General features: G+C 69.0%; 26 protein-coding genes. 12 read left to right on the forward strand and 14 right to left on the reverse strand.

Annotated features, from left to right (window positions below; all coding sequences use genetic code 11):
* Positions 1-41: 41 nt before the first annotated feature.
* The 5 genes from SY84_RS17045 to gyrA form a co-directional block, all read right to left on the reverse strand.
* A complete protein-coding gene (locus tag SY84_RS17045) occupies positions 42-167 on the reverse strand; it encodes a hypothetical protein (RefSeq protein ID WP_281174732.1) in 126 nt (41 codons plus the stop codon).
* Between the two features lie 11 nt (positions 168-178).
* Positions 179-1,321: a hypothetical protein gene (locus SY84_RS14340; protein ID WP_046844567.1), complete on the reverse strand. Its 1,143-nt coding sequence runs from the start codon at positions 1,319-1,321 to the stop codon at positions 179-181.
* A gap of 95 nt (positions 1,322-1,416) precedes the next feature.
* Positions 1,417-2,778, reverse strand: coding sequence for an FAD-dependent oxidoreductase (locus SY84_RS14345; RefSeq protein WP_046844568.1), 1,362 nt, complete (start codon positions 2,776-2,778; stop codon positions 1,417-1,419).
* Between the two features lie 145 nt (positions 2,779-2,923).
* Positions 2,924-3,538, reverse strand: coding sequence for a helix-turn-helix domain-containing protein (locus tag SY84_RS14350; protein WP_046844569.1), 615 nt, complete (start codon positions 3,536-3,538; stop codon positions 2,924-2,926).
* 314 nt (positions 3,539-3,852) lie between these two features.
* Positions 3,853-6,288 (reverse strand): DNA gyrase subunit A, encoded by a 2,436-nt coding sequence (gyrA, locus tag SY84_RS14355; RefSeq protein ID WP_046844570.1) that lies wholly within the window; start codon positions 6,286-6,288, stop codon positions 3,853-3,855.
* Positions 6,289-6,514: 226 nt separating this feature from the next.
* Between gyrA and SY84_RS14360 the strand changes: the two genes are divergently transcribed.
* The 9 genes from SY84_RS14360 to SY84_RS14400 all read left to right on the forward strand — a co-directional run bounded on the left by SY84_RS14360 (position 6,515) and on the right by SY84_RS14400 (position 11,314).
* Positions 6,515-7,204 (forward strand): tyrosine-protein phosphatase, encoded by a 690-nt coding sequence (locus SY84_RS14360; protein WP_046844571.1) that lies wholly within the window; start codon positions 6,515-6,517, stop codon positions 7,202-7,204.
* Positions 7,205-7,297: 93 nt separating this feature from the next.
* On the forward strand, positions 7,298-7,648 hold the full coding sequence (locus tag SY84_RS14365; RefSeq protein ID WP_046844572.1) for a roadblock/LC7 domain-containing protein: 351 nt from the start codon (positions 7,298-7,300) through the stop codon (positions 7,646-7,648).
* Complete coding sequence (locus SY84_RS14370; protein WP_046844573.1) at positions 7,645-7,980, forward strand: roadblock/LC7 domain-containing protein; 336 nt, start codon at positions 7,645-7,647, stop codon at positions 7,978-7,980. Before SY84_RS14365 ends, SY84_RS14370 begins: the two co-directional genes overlap by 4 nt.
* Positions 7,977-8,297, forward strand: coding sequence for a roadblock/LC7 domain-containing protein (locus SY84_RS14375; protein ID WP_046844574.1), 321 nt, complete (start codon positions 7,977-7,979; stop codon positions 8,295-8,297). Before SY84_RS14370 ends, SY84_RS14375 begins: the two co-directional genes overlap by 4 nt.
* 94 nt (positions 8,298-8,391) lie before the next feature.
* Positions 8,392-9,393, forward strand: a complete 1,002-nt coding sequence (hemB, locus tag SY84_RS14380; RefSeq protein WP_046844575.1) for a porphobilinogen synthase — start codon at positions 8,392-8,394, stop codon at positions 9,391-9,393.
* Between the two features lie 58 nt (positions 9,394-9,451).
* The gene (locus SY84_RS14385) at positions 9,452-9,991 is read left to right on the forward strand and encodes a cyclin-dependent kinase inhibitor 3 family protein (protein WP_046844576.1); all 540 of its coding nucleotides are present in this window, start codon (positions 9,452-9,454) and stop codon (positions 9,989-9,991) included.
* A 13-nt stretch (positions 9,992-10,004) separates the two neighbouring features.
* Entirely contained in the window at positions 10,005-10,307 is a 303-nt protein-coding gene (locus tag SY84_RS14390) for an antibiotic biosynthesis monooxygenase family protein (protein WP_046844577.1), read from the forward strand.
* A 28-nt stretch (positions 10,308-10,335) separates the two neighbouring features.
* Positions 10,336-10,830 carry a hypothetical protein gene (locus tag SY84_RS14395; RefSeq protein WP_046844578.1) on the forward strand — a complete coding sequence of 165 codons (495 nt, stop codon included), beginning with the start codon at positions 10,336-10,338 and terminating at the stop codon, positions 10,828-10,830.
* 133 nt (positions 10,831-10,963) lie between these two features.
* Complete coding sequence (locus SY84_RS14400) at positions 10,964-11,314, forward strand: hypothetical protein (protein WP_081424618.1); 351 nt, start codon at positions 10,964-10,966, stop codon at positions 11,312-11,314.
* A 4-nt stretch (positions 11,315-11,318) separates the two neighbouring features.
* On the opposite strand, the gene SY84_RS14405 is transcribed toward SY84_RS14400, so the two are convergent.
* The 5 genes from SY84_RS14405 to sdhC form a co-directional block, all read right to left on the reverse strand.
* The gene (locus SY84_RS14405; RefSeq protein ID WP_046844579.1) at positions 11,319-12,701 is read right to left on the reverse strand and encodes a cytochrome P450; all 1,383 of its coding nucleotides are present in this window, start codon (positions 12,699-12,701) and stop codon (positions 11,319-11,321) included.
* Positions 12,702-12,778: 77 nt separating this feature from the next.
* Positions 12,779-13,543, reverse strand: a complete 765-nt coding sequence (locus SY84_RS14410; protein ID WP_046844580.1) for a succinate dehydrogenase iron-sulfur subunit — start codon at positions 13,541-13,543, stop codon at positions 12,779-12,781.
* 19 nt (positions 13,544-13,562) lie between these two features.
* On the reverse strand, positions 13,563-15,320 hold the full coding sequence (gene sdhA / locus SY84_RS14415; protein ID WP_046844581.1) for a succinate dehydrogenase flavoprotein subunit: 1,758 nt from the start codon (positions 15,318-15,320) through the stop codon (positions 13,563-13,565).
* A 52-nt stretch (positions 15,321-15,372) separates the two neighbouring features.
* On the reverse strand, positions 15,373-15,750 hold the full coding sequence (locus SY84_RS14420; protein WP_046844582.1) for a succinate dehydrogenase hydrophobic membrane anchor subunit: 378 nt from the start codon (positions 15,748-15,750) through the stop codon (positions 15,373-15,375).
* Entirely contained in the window at positions 15,750-16,106 is a 357-nt protein-coding gene (gene sdhC / locus SY84_RS14425) for a succinate dehydrogenase, cytochrome b556 subunit (RefSeq protein WP_046844583.1), read from the reverse strand. Before sdhC ends, SY84_RS14420 begins: the two co-directional genes overlap by 1 nt.
* Positions 16,107-16,305: 199 nt before the next feature.
* Here sdhC and SY84_RS14430 point away from each other — a divergent pair, with 199 nt between their 5' ends.
* The gene (locus SY84_RS14430; RefSeq protein WP_046844584.1) at positions 16,306-16,707 is read left to right on the forward strand and encodes a hypothetical protein; all 402 of its coding nucleotides are present in this window, start codon (positions 16,306-16,308) and stop codon (positions 16,705-16,707) included.
* A 117-nt stretch (positions 16,708-16,824) separates the two neighbouring features.
* Here the strand turns inward: SY84_RS14430 and SY84_RS14435 are convergent, their stop codons facing one another.
* The 3 genes from SY84_RS14435 to SY84_RS14445 form a co-directional block, all read right to left on the reverse strand.
* Positions 16,825-17,379, reverse strand: a complete 555-nt coding sequence (locus SY84_RS14435; RefSeq protein ID WP_046844585.1) for a YcjF family protein — start codon at positions 17,377-17,379, stop codon at positions 16,825-16,827.
* A gap of 269 nt (positions 17,380-17,648) precedes the next feature.
* Complete coding sequence (gene cysS / locus SY84_RS14440; protein ID WP_046844586.1) at positions 17,649-19,130, reverse strand: cysteine--tRNA ligase; 1,482 nt, start codon at positions 19,128-19,130, stop codon at positions 17,649-17,651.
* A 126-nt stretch (positions 19,131-19,256) separates the two neighbouring features.
* Positions 19,257-20,213, reverse strand: coding sequence for a LysR family transcriptional regulator (locus SY84_RS14445; RefSeq protein WP_046844587.1), 957 nt, complete (start codon positions 20,211-20,213; stop codon positions 19,257-19,259).
* 293 nt (positions 20,214-20,506) lie between these two features.
* Here SY84_RS14445 and SY84_RS16070 point away from each other — a divergent pair, with 293 nt between their 5' ends.
* A complete protein-coding gene (locus tag SY84_RS16070) occupies positions 20,507-20,809 on the forward strand; it encodes a hypothetical protein (RefSeq protein ID WP_052751191.1) in 303 nt (100 codons plus the stop codon).
* Positions 20,810-21,001: 192 nt separating this feature from the next.
* Positions 21,002-21,589 (forward strand): phosphate signaling complex PhoU family protein, encoded by a 588-nt coding sequence (locus SY84_RS14455; RefSeq protein WP_046845285.1) that lies wholly within the window; start codon positions 21,002-21,004, stop codon positions 21,587-21,589.
* A gap of 61 nt (positions 21,590-21,650) precedes the next feature.
* Here SY84_RS14455 and SY84_RS14460 read toward each other — a convergent pair whose 3' ends face one another.
* Complete coding sequence (locus SY84_RS14460) at positions 21,651-22,778, reverse strand: LLM class flavin-dependent oxidoreductase (RefSeq protein WP_046844588.1); 1,128 nt, start codon at positions 22,776-22,778, stop codon at positions 21,651-21,653.
* Positions 22,779-22,837 lie beyond the last annotated feature (59 nt).

Below are 22,837 nucleotides of genomic sequence, written 5' to 3' on the forward strand. Positions count from 1 at the left end.
ACGCCTGGGGGTGACCCGGCGTCCGGCCCATGTGGCTCCGGTCAGAACTCGACGCGGCAGTTGTTCTCCTGTTGCCGTTTGCCGCCTGCGAGGAGCACCGCGTCACCGCTGAGGCTGCCGCCCAGGGCCCCCTGAGCCTGTTCGGGCAGGACGCAGCTGAAGGTCACGCCGCCCAGCGTCAGTCCAGTTTCAGGCCGGTCGCGAGCCACGTCAGGCGGTAGGTCCAGTCGGTCGGGAGTTTCTCGGCGGTGCCGTTCCCGGTCAGGGTGGCGCGGCCACTCCAGCCGTCGGGTTCAGCCCGGTCGAAACTCAGGCGGTACGTGAGTTGGAAGGTGCTGAACGTCCAGGTCTGCCCGGCCTTCGGGACGCGGTTCACGCCGTCCAGCCAGCGGGGCGGTTGCGCCGCGCCGACGCTGCTGCCGGGTGCCAGGGCACCCAGCGTGAGTTCGCACAGCGTGTCGGTCAGCAGGGCGCGGCCCAGCACGGTGCGGCCCGGCGTGTACCCGTTGCTGGCGAAGCTGAACAGGCATACGACCGCGCGCGGGTCGCGGTCCTCGCCGATCTGCACGGCCAGCGTGTCCGGGTACTGCCGGTCGCTGCGGTCGAAGTACTTGAATTCGGCGGGCGCGCTGCTCAGCCCGGTCGCCTGTCCCTGCCCGGCGCCGCCGCTGGCCGTGTCCACCCGGACGTTCCATTTCGCGGTGGGGGCCGAGAAAGCCGGGCGGGTCTGGAGCGTCCAGTTCTGCCCGGCCTGCGGCAACACCTGCCACCCCAGCGCCTGCGGCGTGGCGGGCCGCGTGAAGGTGGTGGGCGTGCCGGTCTCCCGGGTGGCGGTGCAGCCGACGCCGGTGTCCTGCGCGGGTCGGTTCAGGCTGGCGGCGTACGCACGGCCCGTGAGGGTGTTCGGCGCGCTGCCGGGGGCGGGTGGTCCGGATACGACGCACAGCAGGCGGGTGTAGGCGCCGCTGCCGATGATCTGGCCGTTGTCGGGTTCCACGGCGAACAGCGCGTACTGGTTCAGGTTCGGCAGGCCGTCCACGATGCCGGTAGCGCGGTCCCGTCCGGCCTTCAGGTCGTCCGGGGTGAACATGAACGCCGCGGCGCGGTTCCCGGCGGTGCGGCTGGTGGCCGTGCCGGTCAGCTGGCGGCCCTTCACGGCGCCGGTGGTGGTCAGTCTGAACGTCCAGTTGCCGATGCCCTCGTCGAACCGCACCTGCCAGGTCTGCGGGCCGTCGAAGGTGAGCGGCAGGCTGAGGGTCTGGGCGTGAGCGGCCCCCAGCGTGAGGCTGGCCGCGGCGGTCAGGGAGGTCAGGCGTCTCATCGACCTCCATCTAAATCACATTCCTGAGCGGCTGGCCAGCCGGGATGGGGCGTGCTGCCCCGGCACCCGCCAGGACGGCACGCGGGGGATGCGGGTCAGCCTTTGCGGTGGCCGAGCATCAGGTCGCGGTGCACGACCTTGGCGCGCGGGCGGCCCTGCGCCTGCCCCTCGGCGAGTTCGTGCGCGTCGAGGACCTGCCAGTCGTGGAAGGAGTAGACCTGCACGCCCTTCCCGCGCAGCAGGGCGTCCACGGCCTCACGGGTGGGGTGGGCGGCGCCGGGTAGCTTACCGTCCTTCGCGTCGGCCAGCAGGTGCGCGACGGTGTCGGTGGCGTCCTTGCGGTTCGTGCCGACCACGCCGCTGGGGCCGCGTTTGATCCACCCGGCGGTGTACTCGCCCACGCGGCCCACCACGCGGCCCTCGTCGTTGGCGATCACGCCGCGTTTCTCGTCGAAGGGCACGCCGGGCAGCGCCACGCCGCGGTACCCGACCGAGCGGAGCACCATCTGCACTGGCAGCACCTCGAACTCGCCGGTACCGACGGCGTTGCCGTTCTCGTCCAGGCGGTTGCGCTCGACCTTCAGGCCGCCCACGCGGCCCTGGCCGTCGTCGAGGATCTCGACGGGGGAAACCAGGAAGCGCAGGTGCACGCGCCGCGCCTTGCCCTCGGCTTCGCGGGAGGCGAAGTCCCGCAGGACCTCCACGTTCTTCTTCTTGGTGTTGTCGGTGATCGCGGCCTCCTCGGCCTCGCTCAGCGCGATCTCCTCCGGCTTCACGACGGGTTCCGCGGCATGCAGTTCCCCGAACTCGCGCAGTTCCTTGGTGGTGAAGGCAGCCTGCGCGGGCCCGCGGCGGCCCAGCACCCACACGTCCTGCACGTGGCTGGCGTCCAGCGCGGTCAGGGCGTGCGCGGCGATATCGCTCTCGTGGAGCTCCTGCGCGGTCTTCACGAGGATGCGGCTCACGTCCAGCGCGACGTTGCCCACGCCGACCACGGCGACGCCGCTGGCGCTGAGGACCATCTCGCGCGCGGCGGCGTCCGGGTGGCCGTTGTACCAAGCGACGAACTCGGTGGCGCTCATACTGCCCGTCAGGTCCTCGCCGGGAATGCCCAGGCGGCGGTCGCTGCTGGCCCCGACGGTGTACAACACGGCGTCGTAGTGGGTCAGGGCATCCTCGTGGGTGAGGTCGGTGCCGAATTCCACGTTGCCCAGGAAGCGCACGCGCGGGTCGCCGAGCGTCTTCTCGAAGCCGCGCGTGACGCTCTTGATCGTCAGGTGGTCGGGCGCCACGCCGTAGCGCACCAGGCCGTAGGGGGTGGGGAGGCGATCGTAGACGTCCACCTGGGCGGGCAGGTCGGTCTGTTTCAGGAGGGCTTCGGTGGCGAAGATGCCGCTGGGGCCGCTGCCGATCACGGCGACGCGCAGGGGGCGTTCGGGGATGTAAGTCTGGGTCATCGCCCGAGTCTATGCACACGCGGGGCGCGCTGGGAATGCCAACCGTCCAGGATTCGTGTCACATGTACAGAAACAGGGCTGGACAGGGGAGGGGTACGAAAGCCGCCGCTCCCGGGTGGGGGCGGCGGCGCGGTGACGCTGAGGGTTACGCGGCGGCGATGTCGGCCAGGGCCGATTCGTTCTTCAGGGTGATCTTGCCGTAGCCGGCGCTGATCACGCCCTCGCGCGAGAGCTCCCCGACGACCTTGGTGACGGTCTCACGGACCGACCCGACGGCGGCGGCCAGTTCGTCGTGCGTGGCGTAGATCATGGTCTCGCCGCTGTCGAGCTGGGTGGCCAGCGCGGTGTCCTTGAGTTCCAGCAGTTCCCCGGCGATGCGGGCGCGCAGTCGCTTGCCGACGAGGCGGTAGATGCTCTCGTAGGCGCGCTCCAGGGTCCGCACGAGGTGGGTGGTGACGTGCAGGTTGTCCTCGGCGCTCATCAGGGCGGGGTTGATCACGTCGATGCTGGAGTCGGTGACGGCCTCGGCGAAGTAGGCGCGGTTCACGCCGGCCAGGGCTTCCTCGCCGAAGTACTCGCCGGGTTTGACGTAGCGCAGGGTCAGGCCGTTGCCGTCGTCGTCCATGGTGTGCACGCGCACGAGGCCGGTGGAGACGCGGTAGAGCATGTCGCTCTTGCCGGGGTAGAGGATGACGGCGCCGGGGCGGTAGGTCACGGTGTCCACGAAGGTCCGGGTACTGGTGCGGGTGTTGGTAAGCATTCGTGTCGCCTCCTTGGGCGGGGGTGAGGTGGGTTCGCGGGTGCCGGGGGGCGGGGCAGGGCCCCTTTCCCGACGTGCTCACAGTGTAACTCAATCTCACTTTTTTGTAAACAGTTTTGTTTCTTTAATCTGGCTTTAGATTACAGATTCTCGCCTGGGCCTCCGTCGCACAGACCCGCACCAGCACGGCGTGCACCGCCGCAGTGTGCGCCGCCGCGCCTCACCGGCCCCTCACGGCGCAGCGAATAAAGACAGCGGGAATAAAGAAACCGGGGTGGGCGGTGACGCCGCACCCCGGTTCCGGTGTCAGGGGGTTACAGTTCGTCTTCGCGGCGGATCGGGAAGGCGCTGATCACGCAGTCCTTGTCGCCGATGTTGATCACCTTCACGCCCTGCGCGTTGCGGCCCGTCACGCGGACCTCCTCCACGCGGGTGCGGATCACGGTGCCCTTCTCGGTCAGAACCATCAGTTCCTCGTTGCCGCCCACGCGCGCCAGGGTCACGAGCTTGCCGGTCTTGTCGGTCACGTCCAGCGTGATCACGCCCATCCCGCCGCGGCCCTTGGCCGGGTAGTCGCCCACCGGGGTGCGCTTGCCCAGCCCGCACTCGCTGACCGCGAGCAGTTCGCTGTCCACGTCACTGCCGGGCACCAGCGCCATGCTGACCACCGCGTCGTCCTCACCGTCGCGCAGGCGGATGCCGATCACGCCCTGCGTCGCGCGGCCCGTCTCGCGCACCTCGCCGCTCTCGAAGCGCATCGCCTTGCCGTTGCGGGTCGCCAGGACCACGTGGTCGCCGTCCTGCACGATGCCCACCCCGATCAGCTCGTCACCGGGCTGCAGGTTGATGGCGATCAGACCGGCGGACGTGATGTTGCCGTACTCGGTGATCAGCGTCTTCTTCACGATGCCGTTCTTCGTGGCGAAGATGAAACACCCGGCCTCCTCGAAGCCCTTCACGCTCAGCACGCTGGCGACGTTCTCCTCTTCACGCAGGCTGGGCAGCAGGTTGCGGATGTGCGTGCCCTTCGCGTCGCGGCCCGCTTCCGGCAGGTCGTAGATCTTCTCGTGGAACACGCGGCCCTGATCGGTGAAGAACAGCAGGTAGTCGTGCGTGCTTCCCACGAACACGCGGGTGTTCACGTCCTCCTCGCGCAGCTTCCCGCCGCTCGCGCCGCGTCCGCCACGACTCTGGGCGCGGTAGGCGTCCAGCTTCGTGCGCTTGAGGTACCCGGCCTTGGTCATGGTGATGACCATGTCCTCCACGGCGATCAGGTCCTCCTTGGTGATGTCCTCCTCCAGCAGCGTGATCGCGCTGCGGCGCTCGTCACCGTAGTTGTCGCGGACCGCGCGGATCTCCTTCTTGATCTCGCGCCACAGCAGCTTCTCGTCGCCCAGGATGGATTGCAGGAACGCGATGGTCTTCTGCAGCTCGTCGTACTCGCCCTGGAGTTTCTCGCGTTCCAGACCCACCAGACGCTGCAGGCGCATGTCCAGAATCGCCTGGGCCTGCACCTCGGTCAGGCCGAAGCGGGCCATCAGCGAGTCGCGCGCCTCGGCGCCCGTGTTGCTCGCGCGGATCAGCGTGATGACCTCGTCGATGTGATCCAGGGCCTTCAGCAGCCCTTCGAGGATGTGGGCGCGTTCCTGCGCCTTGTCCAGGTCGTACTGCGTGCGGCGGGTCACGACGTCCTGGCGGTGGTCCAGGAAGTAGCGCATGGTGTCGATCAATGGCAGCACGCGCGGCTCGCCGTGCACGATGCTCAGGTTGATGATCGTGAACGTGCTCTGCAGCTGCGTGTACTTGTACAGCTGGTTCAGCACGAGGGTGGGGATCGCGCCGCGCTTGAGGTCGATCACGATGCGCACCGGGTCCTTGCGGTCGGACTCGTCGCGCAGGGCGCTGATGTCCGGGATCTTCCCGGCCTTGTACATCGCGCTGATCGTCTGGATCAGGTTGGTCTTGTTCACCTGATACGGGATCTCGCTGATGATGATCTGGTTGCGGCCGTTCTTCTCGTCGATACGGGCCTTGCCGCGCACCTTCAGCCCGCCGTGCCCGGTCGCGTACGCCTCACGGATGCCCGCGCGGCTGATGCGCCCGCCGGTGGGGAAGTCCGGGCCCTGCACGTGCGTCATCATCTCGTCCAGGCCGATGGTCGGGTCCTCGATCAGGGCGAGCAGGCCGTTGCAGATCTCGGTGAGGTTGTGCGGCGGGATGTTCGTCGCCATGCCCACCGCGATGCCCGACGCCCCGTTGATCAGCAGGTTCGGCACGGCGCTGGGCAGCACCGTGGGTTCCTCGGTGGTCTCGTCGTAGTTGGGCTTGAGATCCACGGTCTTCTTTTCCAGGTCGGCCAGGACTTCCTCGGCGACCTTGGTCATGCGGGCCTCGGTGTAGCGCATCGCGGCCGGCGGGTCGCCGTCGATGGACCCGAAGTTGCCCTGGGGGTGCACCATCGGGTAGCGCATGTTCCACCACTGGCCCAGGCGGACCATCGCGTCATAGATCGACGAGTCGCCGTGCGGGTGGTACTTCTTCATGACCTCGCCCACCACGGAGGCGGACTTGGCGTGCTTGACGTTCGAGTACAGGCCCTCGAGCATCATCGCGTACATGATGCGGCGCTGCACGGGTTTGAGACCGTCGCGCACGTCGGGCAGCGCGCGGTCCACGATCACGTTCATGGCGTAGTTGATGAAGTTGGTCTTGACTTCACTGGTGATGTCAACGGGGTGAATTCCAGTCATGTGGCTCCAGTCGTGAGGCTGCTGCGGCCCGGCAGTGGCGCCGCGTCAGCCTGAAATGTCGAGGCCCGGCCTGTCCGGGAATGGATTGATTCTACCACACCCATTCTGCTATTGGCGTAATAGAACCGGCTCCCTCAATGACCCCATTGTACCCCAGAATTCCCGCGCCACACCGTCACTCCCGCCACCCCGACCCCGGTGGCCGACCCGTCAGACTGCACCCTCCATGACCCCCTCCGAACAGCCACCCGGCGGGCTCCTCAATTTCCGCCGCAGCCTCCCCGGCCTGTCCCGCAGCGATACCCTCAGCCGCCTCACGCCAGACGGTCGGCGCGACCTGAAGGCCCTGAACTTCAGCCGCATCATCGACCTGCGCAGCCGCACCGAACGCGCGGCCGATCCACCCCCGTTCCTGGGCCACCCCGCCTACCTGAACCTGCCCCTGCTGCCGTGGCGCCACCGCGCCCTTAACGAAGCCAGCGCCGCCGCCCGCAGTAACGCCGACCACATGACCGCCACGCTCGACCACGCGCCCAACCAGATCGTGACGGTCCTGGGCGTGATCCTCGACGCCCCACCCGGCCCCGTCCTCATCCACTGCCACGCAGGCAAGGACCGCACCGGCCTGATCGCCGCGCTGTGCAGCGAACTGGCCGGGCAGACCCGCGACCAGACGGCCGCCGACTACGCCGCCAGCGGCCCCGCCCTGCGCGACTTCTACCGGGACCAGCAGACCCGCCGCACGCCCGAGCAGTGGGCGCAACTCGCCCCGTTCGTCCCGACCCGCGCCGACGACATCCGGCACACCCTGACCCACATGGACCATCACTGGGGCCATCTGGACGCGTACCTGAACGCACACGGCCTGCCGCCCGCCGACCTGACCGCCCTGCGGGGCCGCCTGACCCGGACGTGAAAAACCACGCACGGCGCGGGGGGGGGCGCGCCCCCACCGCCCGGTCCGGCCCGCCGCACGCCCCGCGGCCCAGCGGCATATGATGCGGGGCAGATGCTCGATCAACTCACACAACTGGTACGGGACGTCGATGGGGCCTGGGCCGCCGCCATCGCGGGCCTCGACGGCCTCCTGATCGAAGGGCACGCCACGCTCGACGCCGACCTGAGCCTGCTCGTCGCCGAGCACGCGGGCCTGTACCGCGCGGCCCACACGGTCTACACCGACACCCTCCAGGGCGGCGCGCCCCGTGAACTGTACCTGCGCGGCGAGCGCCTCAGCGTGTACCTGCACCCCATCAAGACCGAGTACTTCCTGCTGCTCGCCGTGGATGGCCGCAGCAACCTCGGGCAGGCCCGCCTGTACGGCCGCGACGCCGCCCGCAAACTGGAGGCCACGCTGTGATCCTCGACCCCCTGCGCACCCTGCCCGGCGTGATCGCCGCCGCCCTCGTCGGCCCGGACGGCCTGGCCATCGAAGCGCACGGCGACGGCGGCGACGGCCTGGCCGCCGAACTCGCCTCGCTGCGCCAGGGCATGGACCGCACCGGCCGCCGCCTCGGGACCGGGGACGTCACCCGCCTCGCCTTCACCAGCGAACGCGTGGAAGTCGTGGCCGTCACCACCGGCCCCTACACCGTCGGCGCCGCCATGACGCGCGGCAGCGACACCCGCACCGCCCAGCAGACCCTCGCGCGCCTCGCACTCGACATCAGCCTTCCCAGGGAACAGGCGTGATCGAAAGTCTCATGGACGTGCGCGGCGTGCGCCACACCGCCCTGGTCGGCCCGGACGGCAAGATCGTCGCCAAGGCCGGCCTGACCGAGACCGACCTGCCCGCCGAACTGACCCTGGTCGCCGCCGGACGCGCCGTGATCGGCAGCCTCCAGAGCAACCTGAACACCCCCGACTGGCAGGAACTGCTGCTCGACGTGGACGGCGGCCCGGTACTGCTCACCCCGCACGGCAATCAGGTGCTCCTGACCGCCTTCGACGACGTGGCGAACCTGGGTCGCGTGCGCTTCGCCGTGCGCCGCCTGCTCGGCACCGTCTGATTCCACTCCACGGAGGCTCCCCACCCCGGGGAGCTTTTTCATGCCCCGGAGGTCCGTTGCATTCGTCCCGCCGCGCGCGCGGTAGCGTACGGGCATGGACCGTCCCCGCCGCCTGCGCCGCACGCCCGCCCTGCGCGCCCTGACCCGCGAGGTGCACCTGCACCCCAGCCAGTTCATCCACCCGATCTTCGTGCACGAGCGGGATACCGTGACCGACATCGCCACCATGCCCGGCGTGCAGCGCCACTCCATCGAGAGTGCCGTCCAGCAGGCCCGCGAGGCTCTGGCCCTGGGCGTGCCCAGCGTGATCCTCTTCGGCATTCCCGACCACAAGGACGCCGTGGGCACCCAGGCGTACGCCGAGGAGGGCATCATCCAGCGGGCCACCCGCGCGATCAAGGCCAGCGTGCCCGGCATCAACGTCATCGCGGATACCTGCCTGTGCGAGTACACCGACCACGGCCACTGCGGCCCGCTGTGCGAGGTGCCCGGCCTGAGCGGCGCGGACGCCTGGACGGTCGACAACGACGCCAGCCTCGCCCTGCTCGCGCAGACCGCCGTGTCCCAGGCCCGCGCGGGCGCCGACGTGATCGCGCCCAGCGCCATGATGGACGGACAGGTCGCCGCGATCCGCGCGGCGCTGGACGACGCGGGCTTCACGCACGTACCCGTCATGAGCTACGCCGTGAAGTACGCCAGCGCCTACTATGGCCCCTTCCGCGACGCGGCCGGCAGTACCCCCAGTGTCGGCAACCGCGCCACCTACCAGATGGATCCCGCCGGAGGCTACCGCGAGGCCCTGCGCGAGGCCCGCCTGGACGCCGAGCAGGGCGCGGACACCCTGATGGTCAAACCCGCCCTGGCGTACCTGGACGTCCTGAACCTCCTCAAGCGCGAATTCGACCTGCCCGTCGTGGCGTACAACGTCAGCGGCGAGTACTCGCTGATCAAGGCCGCCGCCGCCGCCGGGTTCATGGACGAACGCCGCACCGTCCTGGAAACCCTGACCGGCATGCGCCGCGCCGGCGCGGACGCCATCATCACGTACCACGCCATGGACGCCGCCCGCTGGCTGGCTGAGCAGGTCATCCTGTGACGGCGAATCAAGAAAGGCGAGGGGCCGCCCCCGAGCCTGTGGCCACCGGAGGCCGCGCGTGACCAGCGCCGTCAACCCCATCCGCGTGGACTGGATTCCCACCGGCCTGTGGCCCGGCCGTCTGGGCCTGACCTTCGCGCCCGGCAAGAAGGGCGGCAGCGTGTACCAGCCGGGCGTCACCCACGACCGCAGCGTCGAAGAGGACATGCAGACCCTCGCGCAGCAGGGCACGAACGTCATCGCGCCGCTGATCGAGGACTTCGAGTTCGACCTGCTCGGCATGGACGGCTACCACGACGCCGCCCACGAATACAGCATCGAGGTCGCGCCGTACCCCATCCCCGACGGGCACGCGCCGCACGACCCGCGTGACTTCGCCGCGTACGTGGACGAACTCATGACCCACCTGCTCGACGGGCGCAGCGTCGTCGTGCACTGCCGGGGCGGCCTGGGCCGCGCGGGCCTGACCGCCGCGTGCCTGCTCGTGCAGGGTGGCCTGAACGCCGAGGGCGCCATCGCCCTGGTCCGCGAGACCCGCAGCCCGAACGCCATCGAAACGGCGCAGCAGGAACAGTTCATCCACGACTTCGCCCAGTGACTGGAGGGCTCCCATGATCAGCGTTGCTAACCGCATCCACGTGAAACCCGAGTACCACGACGCGTTCGAGGCGCGTTTCCGCGAGCGGGCCGGACTGGTGGACGGCATGCCCGGCTTCATCGCCAACCACGTCCTGCGCCCCACCCGGGACGGCGACCCGTTCGTGGTGCTGACGTTCTGGGAGTCCCACGAGGCCTTCGAAGCCTGGACGACCAGCGACGCCTTCCGGCAGGGGCACGCCCGCAGCGGCACCCTCCCCAAGGACGCCTTCAGCGGTCCGAACGTCCTGGAAATCCATGAGGTTGTCGCCCGCTGAGCGGAACCGTCAGGGCTACACTGGACGCATGAAGCCTCCTGCCCTGCTCGGCGCGGCCCTGCTCGCCTCCGTCCTCGGCGCGTGCGCCCCGGCCGTGACTGCCCCGCAGACCGGGCGCATCGTGAATACCCGCACGGGTGAGGAGGGCACGGTGACCTTTACGCGCGGGACCCTCACGCCCCGCCTGGGTGACCCGTTCGCGCCGGACAACGCGACCATCCGCATCGGCGGGCGCACGTACGTGGGCCGCACGTACCTGCTCGGGGGCGGCGCGCTGCCCGGCGGGCTGGGCTTCAGCGTGGCGTTCGGCGCGAGCAGCGGTACGGACGGCAGCACCTTCACGGGTGGCGGCACCCGCGTCGAGGGGGGCCGCCCGGTGCCCGCCTTCACCGGGAACCTGATCGCCCGAGCCGAGGGTGATCCGCCCGCCCTGCTGACCTGCACCCTGACCGTGGACGCTCAGGAGCGCGGCATCGGCGAGTGCTTCGACGGGGTGGGCACCCGCTACGCCCTCCAGTTCTGAATGGAGCCTCCGGTTGAAAGGTTTGCAGAATCGTTCAACCCGAGCGGATGCGAGTGGGAGTGAGGCGGCATCTGGGAATGAAGACGACAACCCGGTGGGGTGCCGGGTGGTCGTCAAAGTGGACGGATGCCGAATGAGCGCATTGGTGGGGGAGAGGCCGCGCGTGGTGTGCCTGTGCGGCAGCGTGCGCTTCCTGGCCGAGTTCGATGCGGCGTCGCTGGCCGAGACGCTGGCAGGCCGGATCGTCCTGAGTGTCGGCAGTCACCGCCAGCGCGACGAGGACGCCCTGGCGCACCTGAGCAGCGCCGAGCGGGCCGCCGCGCTGGAGCGCCTGGGTGAACTGCACCTGCGCAAGATCGACCTCGCGGACGAGGTGCTCGTCGTCAACCCCGGCGGGTACGTGGGGGAGTCGACCCGCCGGGAGATCGCGTACGCGCGGCAGGCGGGGAAGCCTGTGCGGAGCCTCGAACCGCTGAGCGTGTAGGGGTTCAGGCGAGCAGACTGACCGCCGGGTGCCGCACGCCCGTCACGCGCAGGGTCAGGCGGTCGTCGGGGGTAGCGGTGGGGCGGGCCACCTCGCGCAGCACGTAGGTGGGGTCGCCGCGCAGATCCAGGGTGCGCAGGATGGCCGCGAGGTTCAGCAGGATCAGGCCCTCCGCCATGCCGCTGCCCGCGCAGATGTGGGTGCCCAGTCCGAACGGAGCGAAGACCCCGGGGCGTCGGTGTTCCATTCGGCCCGGCGCGAAGCGTTCCGGGTCGAAGGTGCCCGCGGCCGTGAAGCACTCGTCCAGCTCGTGCGGGACGGTCGTGGCGACGATCACCCGCCGCCCCTGCGGCACGCGGTAACCTGCGAACTCGAAGTCCTGCGTGACCGTGCGGGTCATGGCAGGTGCGATGGGATGCAGGCGCAGGCACTCCAGCATGAACCGGTGCAGGTGCGGCAGCGCGCCGAGCGCCTCCAGACTGGGCGGTCCGTCCTGGAATGCTGCGTCCGCCTCGGTGACCAGTGCGGGCACCAGGCCCGGGTGTTGCCCGATCCGGTACAGCACGAACGCCAGGGTGTTCGCGGCCGTGTCCATCCCCGCGATGAACGCGCCCATGGCGGCCATGCGCAGGTCCAGGTCCGACCAGAACGCCGGGTCGGCCGCCTGCGCGGCCAGCAGGTCGTCGATCAGGTCCGGGTCGCGCCCGGCCTGTTCGGGTGGAACGCGGCGGTGCTCCTCGATCAGGGCCTCCACCATGCCCAGGCTCCGCGCCCGCGCCCGGCGGAAGCCCGGCAGATGCTCGACCAGCGGCGGACGCTGCCGGGTCACGCGGACCATCAGGGTGTTCTGCACGAAGCTCAGCAGGTCGCTCAGGTACGGGCGCGCCGTGCCGTTCACGACCACCCGCGCCAGTTGCTCGGTGATCACGGCCTTGCAGAACGCCGCCACCGGCAGGTCATCCCCCGCCCGCAGCGGCGCCAGATCTTCCGCCACGACCGAGAGGGCCCGGTGCCGGTTGGCGCCCAGGTACGAGCGGGTGTACGTGCGCGACTCGGCCCGGCGGAAGGTGCGGTGCTCCGGGCCGTCCACGCTGATCATGGAGCGCTGCACCCCGAACGCCTGATCGTTCGGCCGCCACGCCTCCAGGGAACGCAGGTGGCGGTGCCCGTCCTTCACGGTCCACACGTTCGCTTCCGGCCCGGCCAGCACCGTGTACGTCTGTCCCAGGCCCGTCACGTTGAACACCGGGCCATGCTCGCGGTACGCGGCGGTCAGGAAGGCGCGCAGCCGGTGCGGGAACAGCTGCGTGATGCTGCCGATCACGGGCGGGCCGGGCACGGTGGGAATGACGCGCGGGGAGGACGGCCGGGGCAGGGCGTCGGTCATGACCCACGGTACACTCCCGCACCGCCCACGAAAAAGCCCCGCCTGCCGACAGGCGGGGCGGGGCTCAGAAGGTCAGATTACGCCTGGCCGTACATGACGGCGCGTTTGACTTCCTCGATCAGTTGCGTGATCGGGATGTCGCGCGGGCAGGCTTCCGTGCAGTTGTACGCGGTGCGGCAGCGCCACACGCCGGTGTTCTGGTTCATGATTCCCAGGCGCTGCTGCGTGGCCTCGTCGCGGGTGTCGAAGATGAAGCGGTGCGCCTGCACGATCGCGGCGGGGCCCAGGTACGAGCCGTTCACCCAGAAGATCGGGCAGCTGGTCGTGCAGCACGCGCACAGAATGCAGTTCGAGGAGTGCGCCATGCGCTCGGCTTCTTCCTCAGACTGGATGCGCTCGGCGGCAGGGGCCGGGGACTCGTTGATGAAGTACGGCATGATCGCCTTGTAGGAGTCGAAGAACGGCTCCATGTCCACCAGCAGGTCCTTCTCGACCTTCAGGCCGCGGATGGGTTCTACGGTGATGGTCCCGCCGCTCTTGGCGACGTCGCGCACCAGGGTCTTGCAGGCGAGGCGGTTGCGGCCGTTGATGAGCATGGCGTCGCTGCCGCAGATGCCGTGCATGCAGGAGCGGCGGAACGTCAGGCTGGGTTCGAGGTACCACTTGATGTGGTTGATGACGTCCAGCACGCGGTCGCCCGCCTGGGCTTCCACGTCGTACGTCGTCCAGTACGCCTTCTTGTCCTTTTCAGGGTCGAAGCGCAGGACTTTGACTTTCAGTTGCAGCATGGGCACGCTCGCGCTGACGGGCGCGCTGCTGGCTTGTGCATGGGTCTGGGTCATGGAGATTCCTTCCACCGCGTCAGTACACGCGGGGTTTGGGTTCAAAAGCCCGCGTGAAGCCCTTCAGGGCCACGGGCTTGTACCCGATGATGACGTCGTCGGCCTTGTTCAGGTTCTTGTACGCCATGGTGTGCTTCAGCCAGTCCGCGTCGTTGCGCTCGGTGTAGTCCTCGCGGTCGTGCGCGCCGCGCGACTCGGTGCGGTTGAGGGCGCTGGCGGTCATGGCCTCGGCGCAGTCGAGCATGAAGCCCAGTTCCATCGCCTCGACCAGTTCGCTGTTGTAACGGCGGCTCGGGTCGGAGACCGTCACGCCCTGGTAGCGGGCCTTGAGTTCCTTGATGATGTCCACCTGCGCGGCCATGTCCTTCCCGTTGCGGAAGATGCCCACGTTGTTCATCATGGATTCCTGCAGTTCCTTGCGGATCGCGGCGGCGTTTTCCTTGCCGCTGCCGTTGCGCAGGCGCTCGAACAGGTCCACGCTCTCGCGCTGGGCGTCCCCGGCTTCGGGCATGTCGGGGTACTCGACCTGACGGGCGTACTTCGCGGCGGCGATCCCGGCGCGGCGGCCGAACACCACGAGGTCACCGAGGCTGTTTGTGCCCAGGCGATTGGCGCCGTGCAGGGACACGCAGGCCTGCTCACCGGCCGCGTACAGGCCTTCCACGGTGCCGCCGGACCCGTCGCTGAGGCACAGGCCGTCGAGGTTCGTGGGGATGCCGCCCATCGCGTAGTGCGCGGTCGGCTGGATCGGCACGAGGTCCTTGACGGGGTCCATGCCCAGGTACGTGCGGGCCAGGTCGGTGATCTCGGCCAGTTTGCCCTCGATCACTTCACGCGGCAGGTGGGTCAGGTCGATGTTGACGGCGTCCTTGTCGCGGCCCACGCCGCGGCCCTCGCGGATCTCGGTGATGATGCTCCGCGACACGATGTCACGCGGCGCGAGGTCCTTGATGGTCGGCGCGTAGCGTTCCATGAAACGCTCGCCGCTGTCGTTGCGCAGGATGCCGCCCTCGCCGCGGATGCCTTCCGTGACCAGGATGCCCAGCTTCGCCAGACCGGTCGGGTGGAACTGGTAGAACTCCATGTCCTCCAGCGGCAGGCCCTTGCGGTAGTAGATGCTCATGAGGTCGCCCGTCAGGGTCAGCGCGTTCGAGGTGATCTTGAACACGCGCCCGTAGCCGCCTGCCGCGAGAATCACGGCCTTCGCGTGGAAGGTGTGCAGTTCGCCCGTCGAGAGTTCGTACGCGACGAGGCCCTGGCAGCGCCCATCCTCGATCAGCAGGTCCGTGACGTGGAACTCGTTGAAGAACGTCGTCCCCGCCTTCACGTTCTGTTGGTACAGGGTCTGCAGGATCATGTGACCCGTGCGGTCCTTCGCGTAGCAGCTGCGCTCGACGGCGGCCTTCCCGAAGTCACGGGTGTGCCCGCCGAACTTACGCTGCGCGATCTTGCCTTCCGGCGTGCGCGAGAAGGGCAGGCCCATGTGCTCGAGCTCGTACACGGCGTCGATGATGTCCTTGGCGAACACCTCGGCAGCGTCCTGGTCGGTCAGGTAGTCGCCGCCCTTGACGGTGTCGAACATGTGCCATTCCCAGTGGTCTTCCTGCACGTTCCCGAGCGCCGCGCCGATCCCGCCCTGCGCCGCGCCGGTGTGCGACCGCGTGGGGTACAGCTTGCTGATGCAGGCCACGCTTACGTTGCCTTTCGCGGCGTACAGCGCCGCCATCAGGCCAGCGCCGCCCGCCCCCACCACCAGAACGTCATAACGATGATGCATAGTCAACTTCCTTTACGGGCTGCGCCAGACAGCGGCAGCCCAGAACAAGAACTCAGATGGAGAACAGGCCCACCGTGCCGAACGTGAACAGCAGCGCAATCACGGTGTAGAACACACCCTTCACCCACGCGCGGTTCGGGCGGCTGCGCACGTAGTCCTCGATGGAGTACCGGGCGCCGTTCGCGCCGTGCAGCAGCGACAGTGTCAGGATCAGCCAGTCGTAGAACTTCCACGCGGGGCTCGCCAGTTTGTTCACGACCGCGTCGAAGGTCGCGTCGGACTCACTGACCTGAATGAACGTCATGTAGATGTGCCCCAGGATCAGGAACACCAGGATCAGACCGCTGATCCGCATGAAGATCCACCAGTTCAGTTCCGCGTTGCTGTGCGCCTGCTGACGCGCGTCCGTGAAGGTCCGGGCGCGGATCATCAGTACCCTCCTAGGATGCGCGGCACGACCACCCACGCCGAACCCACGAAGGCCAGCACGCTGATCGCCAGCACGCCGTACCACATCTGCCGCTGGTACGCCACGCCGAAGCCCGTGAAGTCCATCATGATGATGCGCAGCCCGTTGAACGCGTGGTACACCACGCCCGCCGTCACGAACAGCAGCCCGATCCGGAACGGAACGAGGTCGTACGTCTCGTGAATCGCCATGTAGAAGCGCTCACCGAACATGAACGACCCGATGCTGAACACGTGCAGCATCAGGTAAAACAGAATTGCCAGCCCCGACAGGCGGTGAAGCAGGAACGCCCACTGCCCCTCTCTTCCTCGGTACATCCAAACCTCCTCGACGTCTCAGCCCCGTCTCGCCAACACAGTAGGGCGAACGTTACGCCGTGTGGGTGACCATTCACACCACGCTTTCAGACAGAAAACAGAATACCACCCGTGCGGTAAGCTGCGCCCCCTCCCGGCCCGCAGCGCAGAACGCCTGATGTCACCGCGTGGGGAGCAGTCGCGCGCTACCCTAAAGGGCATGACCGGCCCCCGCAAGACCTCCGCCGCCCCCAAAGACCCCGCCGTGGAAGCCGAATTTCTCCGCAAGACTGTCCTCGGCATCCTCAGCGTCCTGGAAACCAAGGGCCTGCTCAGCACCCAGGAGGTCGACGGCATCCTCCGCGCCGCCCGCGCCGCCGCCACCCCACCCCCCACCCCCCGCCTCGGTGGACCCGCCGCGACCGCCCAGTGGACCCGCCCCGGCCAGCCCCATCAGCCCATGGACCGCAGCGGCCCCGTCGCCATCCCGAACGTCCTGCGGGCGGCGCCCGCGGGCGCCGCGTCCAGTGACGCACCGACCGAAGCCAGCGCCCAGCAGGAGACGCCAGAAGAGCCCGGCGCCGCACAGAAACCTCCCGTCATGGACTTCGACCTGCAGTAAGAGCACCGCCGTAAGCAGGAGCGGAGCGAAGGATTCTGCCCCTGCCAAAAGGGACGAGCAGGATCAGGCCGAGGGGTGTGTGGTGTCGGCCACCCCTCGGCCGCGCTGCTGGAGAGTCTATTTCTTCTGCTCGGCGCGTTTTCTGAGTTCGCTGGCAAGGTCGCTGAAGTCCTGTGCGGTGGGGAGCACCTTTCTGGCGTCGCGTTTGGCTTCCTGCACGACCTGCACCTGCGCCTGCCGGCTGTCGGGGAGGCCCTGGAGGCGGCGTTCGAAGTAGTTCTGCGCGAGGCGGCCCAGTGCGAAGGTCCAGCCGTACACGGCGGGCGCGGTGATCAGGCCGCCGATGACCGGCAGGGCCAGTTTGGCCAGGCCGCGCATGACCTGCCGCGCGGCGATGCCGTACGCGACGGTCACGCCGAGTTCCCGCGCGATTTCCAGGGCGCGTTCGGGGCTGATGTCGTGCCCGTAGATCTTGCCGATGTGGAGGACCATCTTGGCCTGGATGGGTGTGATGAGCAGGATGTCCGCGAAGGGGATCGGTTCGACGCTGATCGCCCCGGCGAGCAGGGCGGCGCTCTTGATGACGTCCTCGGTGTTCTCCTCGCGGCTGAGGTCGGGGTCGACGTCGAAGTTGAAGTTGTCGAGCACCTGTTTGACGAGCGGGGGCAGCATGATCCGGAGTGTACTGCTCGCCCCTGCGGGCAGGTGAGGGCAGGCTGGGGGCGGGTTTACCTTCCGGGCGCGGCATGAAGAAGGGCACGCCCAGGGGGGGAGGTGGCGTGCCCGTCGGAGGGAAGGATGAGGGTGGTGTTGGTCACCGCTCGCCTTTCATGGTAAGGGAGCAGGCTTGCAGATTCCTGACAGTCGGGTCAGCCTGAATGGGGGGCTTCTGTCATGGCCGACTCATGCGGCGTGGCCACTCTTCAGGAATGGCTGTGCGGTTAACGTTTCCAGCGGACACCGTCCTTGGTGTCCTCGACGGTCACGCCGACCCTCGCGAGGGTGCCGCGTAGTTCGTCGGCCTCGGCGTACTGCTTGTTCAGTCGGTAGTTCTGTCTCGCCTTCAGGACCAGATCCATCAGGGCGCTGACGACCTGCGAGTCGTCGCTCTGCGCGGGGCCGCTGCCGCCCGCAAAGAGGCCCAGGACCTCGCCGCCCAGGTCGCGGTAGGCGGCGTGGGCGGCCTCCAGCGTGCCGCGTGGGACCTCGCCGGTGTTCATCGCGGCGTTCAGGTCAGTGGTCAGGCCGAACAGCGCTGCGACGGCCTTGGGCGTGTTGAAGTCGTCGCGCAGGGCGTCCTCGAACGCCTGGACGTGCGCGGCGATCCTGGCGTCCAGCGCGGCGTTCTGCCCGGCGGGTGCGTTCGGGATGCGGCGTTCGACCTCGTGCAGCGCCTCGGTCAGGCGGCGGTAGCCGCTGCGGGCCGACTCGAAGGCGGCGTCGCTGAACTCGGTAATCGAGCGGTAGTGGCTGCCGACCAGCAGGAAACGCACCACCATCGCGTCGTGCTGCGCCAGGACATCCTGAATGGTCAGGAAGTTGCCCTTGCTCTTGCTCATCTTCTCGCCGCCGATGGTCAGCATGTTGTTGTGCATCCAGTAGCGTGCAAACGCGTGCCCGGCGGCCTCGGCCTGCGCGATCTCGGCCTCGTGGTGCGGGAACTGCAGGTCCAGCCCGCCGCCGTGAATGTCGAAACCCTCGCCCAGGTACTTTAGGCTCATGGCGGAGCACTCGATGTGCCAGCCGGGGAAGCCCACGCCCCAGGGGGACTCCCAGCGCATGATGTGCCCGGGTTCGGCGTTCTTCCACAGCGCGAAGTCGCGCGGGTCGCGTTTCTCCTCGCGGACCGCCTCGCGCACGCCTTCCTCCTGGTCGTCCAGCTTGCGGCCCGACAGCTTGCCGTACTCGGGCCAGGAGCGCACGTCGAAGTACACGCTGCCCGCCGACTCGTAGGCGTGCCCGCGCGCGATGAGTTCCTCGATCAGCGCGATCTGCTCGCCGATGTGTCCGGTCGCGCGGGGGTTGATGCTGGGCTTGAGGACGTTCAGGGCCTCCATGTCCTTCACGAACGACCACATGTACTTGTCCGCGACCTCCATGGGTTCGAGCTGCTCCAGGCGGGCGCGGGCGAGCATCTTGTCCTCGCCGTCGTCGGAGTCGTTCTGGAGGTGGCCCACGTCGGTGATGTTCGCCACGTACCGCACCTTGTACCCGAAGTGCGTGAACGCCCGGCGGATCACGTCGAACGCCACCTCCTTCTTCGCGTGGCCCAGGTGCGCGTCGCTGTACACGGTCGGGCCGCACAGGTACATGCCGACCCGGCCGGGCGTGGTCGGTTCGAAGGTGACCTTCTGGCGGGTCAGGGTGTCGTACAGGACGATGTTCGGATCGGGCAGGCGGGCTTCGCTGGGACGCTGGGTCATGGAGTCTCCTGTAGGACGAGTAAATACCGGCAATAAAAAGACCGCGCCACACAGTCGGGGGCGCGGTCACGGACGCTGGGCTGCGCGTGGGCCGCTAGCGGAGGCAACACAGGGTCGTCATGCGCTTCAATGTAGCAGAGAAGCCCCACCCGGCAACGCGGCCGCCGGGTCCGGCGCGGGCGCGTGGGGCCGGTGCAGCGCCGCGAGCAGCGCGTCCGTGAACGCCCGGATCACCGGCAGGTTCGCGCGGTGCGGCAGGGTCGCCAGTGCCAGCGGCCGCATCAGCCGCTCGGGCAGGGGCAGAGCCACCAGCCCGTCGGGCAGCGGTTCCAGCGCCAGCCGGGGCATCACACTGACGCCCAGCCCGTGCGCGACCATGCCCAGGATCACGCTGTCCTCGCCGATCTCGGTCACGCGCCCCGGCTGCACGCCGCAGCGGCGCAGGTACCCCATCACCCGCAGGTTACAGGAGTTCGGCCCCGGGGCCAGCAGCAGCGGCCCCCCCAGGTCGTCCGGCGTGACGGGATTCGTGCCCCGGTGGGCGGGCGCCACGAAGAGGTACTCGTCCATGACCAGCGGGGTCAGGCGCAGGTCGGTCCAGTTCTCCTCGATCACGATGGCGGCGTCCGCCTGCCCGCGCCGCACGAGTTCCTGCCCGCCACCCTCCGTCTCGCCGTCCATCAGGCGGACGGTCACGCCCGGATGTTGCGCCCGGAACGCCGCCAGCGCGGGCGGCAGCAGGTGCGTGGCCGTCGAGCGGAACGACGCCACCCGCAGTACGCCGCGCAGCTGCGTGTCCTCCTGCGCGGCCAGCAGTGCGTCGCCCGCCGACTGCACCGCCGCGCGGGCGTGCGTCAGCATCCGTTCGCCCGCCGGGGTGGGGACCGTGCCGGTGCGCCCCCGGCGCAGCAGGGGCCGCCCCGCCAGCGCCTCCAGTTTGCTGATCGCCTCGCTGAGCGTGGACTGCGACACGCCCAGTTCCGCCGCCGCCTCGCTGAAGCCCCCGGCGTCCGCCACCGCCAGCAGGGCGCGCAGCTGCGCCAGCGACGGCAGGCCGGTGGGGGAGGGGCGCGCGGAGGTCATACGGACTCCGATGGAATGGGCTGCAAAGACCATTCCATCCGAGCGGATGCGAGTAGGAGAGAAGCGGGTTCCGGACGTGGAGCCGGCAATCCGGTGAAGTTCCGGATTGTTGGCGAAACAAACGGAATCCGATGCATACCCCAGTGTAGGCCGCGCCCACCCTGCCCGGCATCGGGAAAACCGATGCAAGGGGGCAGCGGCAGCGTCCCCACCGATGGTCAGGCCCCCCTGCACAGGCGCACGCTGGAGGCATCACCGGCCACCCCCGGCCGCGCCCCCCACGAGGTCCCCCCATGACTGCCACCCTGCGCCCCACGGCCCGCTTCCCCCTCACCCCCGACCTCCAGCCCCTCGCCCGGCAGACTCACCCTGCCGCCCCCGGGCCCGACCTGCCCCTGTACAGCCTGGAAGTCATCGCCCCCAGTGGACAGGCCCCGCAGCTCGACGGCTGGACGGTGCAGAGCTGGCCCGTCGCCAGCCTCGGCGACCTCACCCTCCAGGCCCGCCCCCATCACGCCGCCACCCCGGACGACCTGCGCGCCGCGCTGCGCGCCGCCGGATACACGCCCCTGGGGCCCGTCCGCACCCACCGCTGACCACCCGCCCCTCCACCCCCACCGGCGGGGGAGGTCCGCATCGGTGAACGCCACGTCAGCCCTGCCTTGACCACCTCATCACAACGCGGCAGGATACTGGGCGGCATGGACGGCGGCGCATCCCCCACCCCCCACCCGACCGGCGCACCCGCGACCGGCCCGGTGGCCACCATCACCGCGCGCTTCCTGCGGATGCTCAGCATCACCCTCGAGCAGCTCGACGCTGTCCGGGACGCGAACGAACGCGCCGAATTCGCCGGGCTCACCGCCCGCGCCGAACGCCTCGAGGCCGAGACCGACGCCCTGGAACGTGAACTGGAAGACCTGTGCCTCCAGGCCTTCGCCACCCCCTTGACCGAGGACGACCTCGCGTTCCACCTCATGGTCTTCCGCAGCCTGACGAACCTTGAGCGCGTGGGCGACTACGCCTTCAACGTCGCCCGCGACCTGGAGACCTTTGCGCCCCGCACCCGCAGCGCCACCCTCCAGGACGCCCTGCCCCTCGTGCGACTGCTGACGCAGATGCTCGAACGGCTCTCGTACGCCTTCGCGGAACGCGACCTGCACGCCGCCCGCGACGTCATGCGCCTGGACTTCGAACAGGTGGACGCCCTGTACGAACAGATGCAGCGCGCCAGCCTCACCCGCCTGCTCGAACGGCCCGAGGACACCGACGTCGCCCTGACCGCCGGCCGCATGGCCCGCAACCTCGAACGGCTCGGCGACCACCTCGTGAACGTCGCCGAACGCCTCGAACACATCATCCTGCGCGCCAGCTGACGCCAGAGATAAGGGGAGCCCCGGTCGCATATGACCGGGGCTCCTGCTGAACTGACCTGGGTCAGGCGACCGGCGCGACCCTGTCCGTGTGAATCGCGCGTTCCTCGCGCGTCCCGCCCTTCAGAAGTGGCATGACCAGTTCCCCGAAGCGGCGCGCCTCCTCCAGATGCGGGTAGCCGCTGAAGATGAACGAACTGAAGCCCATGTCCTCGTAGCGGCGGATCTTCGCCGCTACCTGCTGCGGATCGCCGACGATGGCGACGCCCACGCCACTGCGGGCCATCCCCACGCCCGCCCACAGGCCGGGTTCGACCATCAGGTCCGCGTCCAGGCCCTTCAGCATGTCGATCTGGCGTTTCTGGCCCACGCCGTCCACGTGCGCGTGACTCGCCACGAACGCCGCCCGCACCTCCGGGTCCACGCGGCTGATCAGACGCTCGGCGGCTTTGCGGGCCTCGGCTTCCGTCTCGCGGACGATCACGTGCGTCCGCAGCCCGTAGCGCAGCGGGCGGCCCGTCTGCGCCTCCAGCGCCCGCATCTGGCTCAGGCGCTCCTGAAGCATGTCCTCGCGCTCACCCCACATCAGGTACACGTCCGCCAGATCCGCCGCGATCCCCTGCGCCACCGGGGACGCCCCGCCGAAGTACAGCGGGATCGGCTGCACGGGCGCCGGGTCCAGCACCGCGTTCTCGAAGGCGTACAGGTCACTGCTGAACGACTGCGGCGGCGCCGCAGTCCACAGCTGCCGCAGGATCTGCATGAACTCCCGCGTCCGCTCGTAGCGCCTGCCGTGATCCTCGCGGTCCCCGTACATGGCGTTCTCGGCGGGACTGCTCCCGGTCACGATGTTCACCCGCACCCGACCCGGGAACAGGTTCTGCAGCGTCGCGAGCATCTTCGCGTACATCGCCGGATGGAACATCCCCGGCCGCACCGCGATCAGCAGCGCCGGATCGGTCGGCGCACTGCGCGCCAGCGCCGCCACCGCCGCCGTGTAGTTCTCGTGCTCACTGTGATAGTTCGTGGCGGTCAGCAGCGCCTCGAACCCCGCCTCGCCCGCCGTGCTGATCAGCGACTGCAGGTAAGCCAGGGTCGGCTTACGCGGCGGTTTCTCCTTTGTCCCGATGAACTCGCCGTCACGCGACAGCTGAAGAAACCACAGGAATTCGGACTGGGAAGGATTGGTCATAGGTCACCTGAAGGGGAGGGCAGTGGGTTGTGGGCAGTGGGGAGTGGGGTGGGTCCATT

Origin of the sequence: Deinococcus soli (ex Cha et al. 2016) (genome assembly GCF_001007995.1) — a bacterium.
Taxonomy (GTDB): domain Bacteria; phylum Deinococcota; class Deinococci; order Deinococcales; family Deinococcaceae; genus Deinococcus; species Deinococcus soli.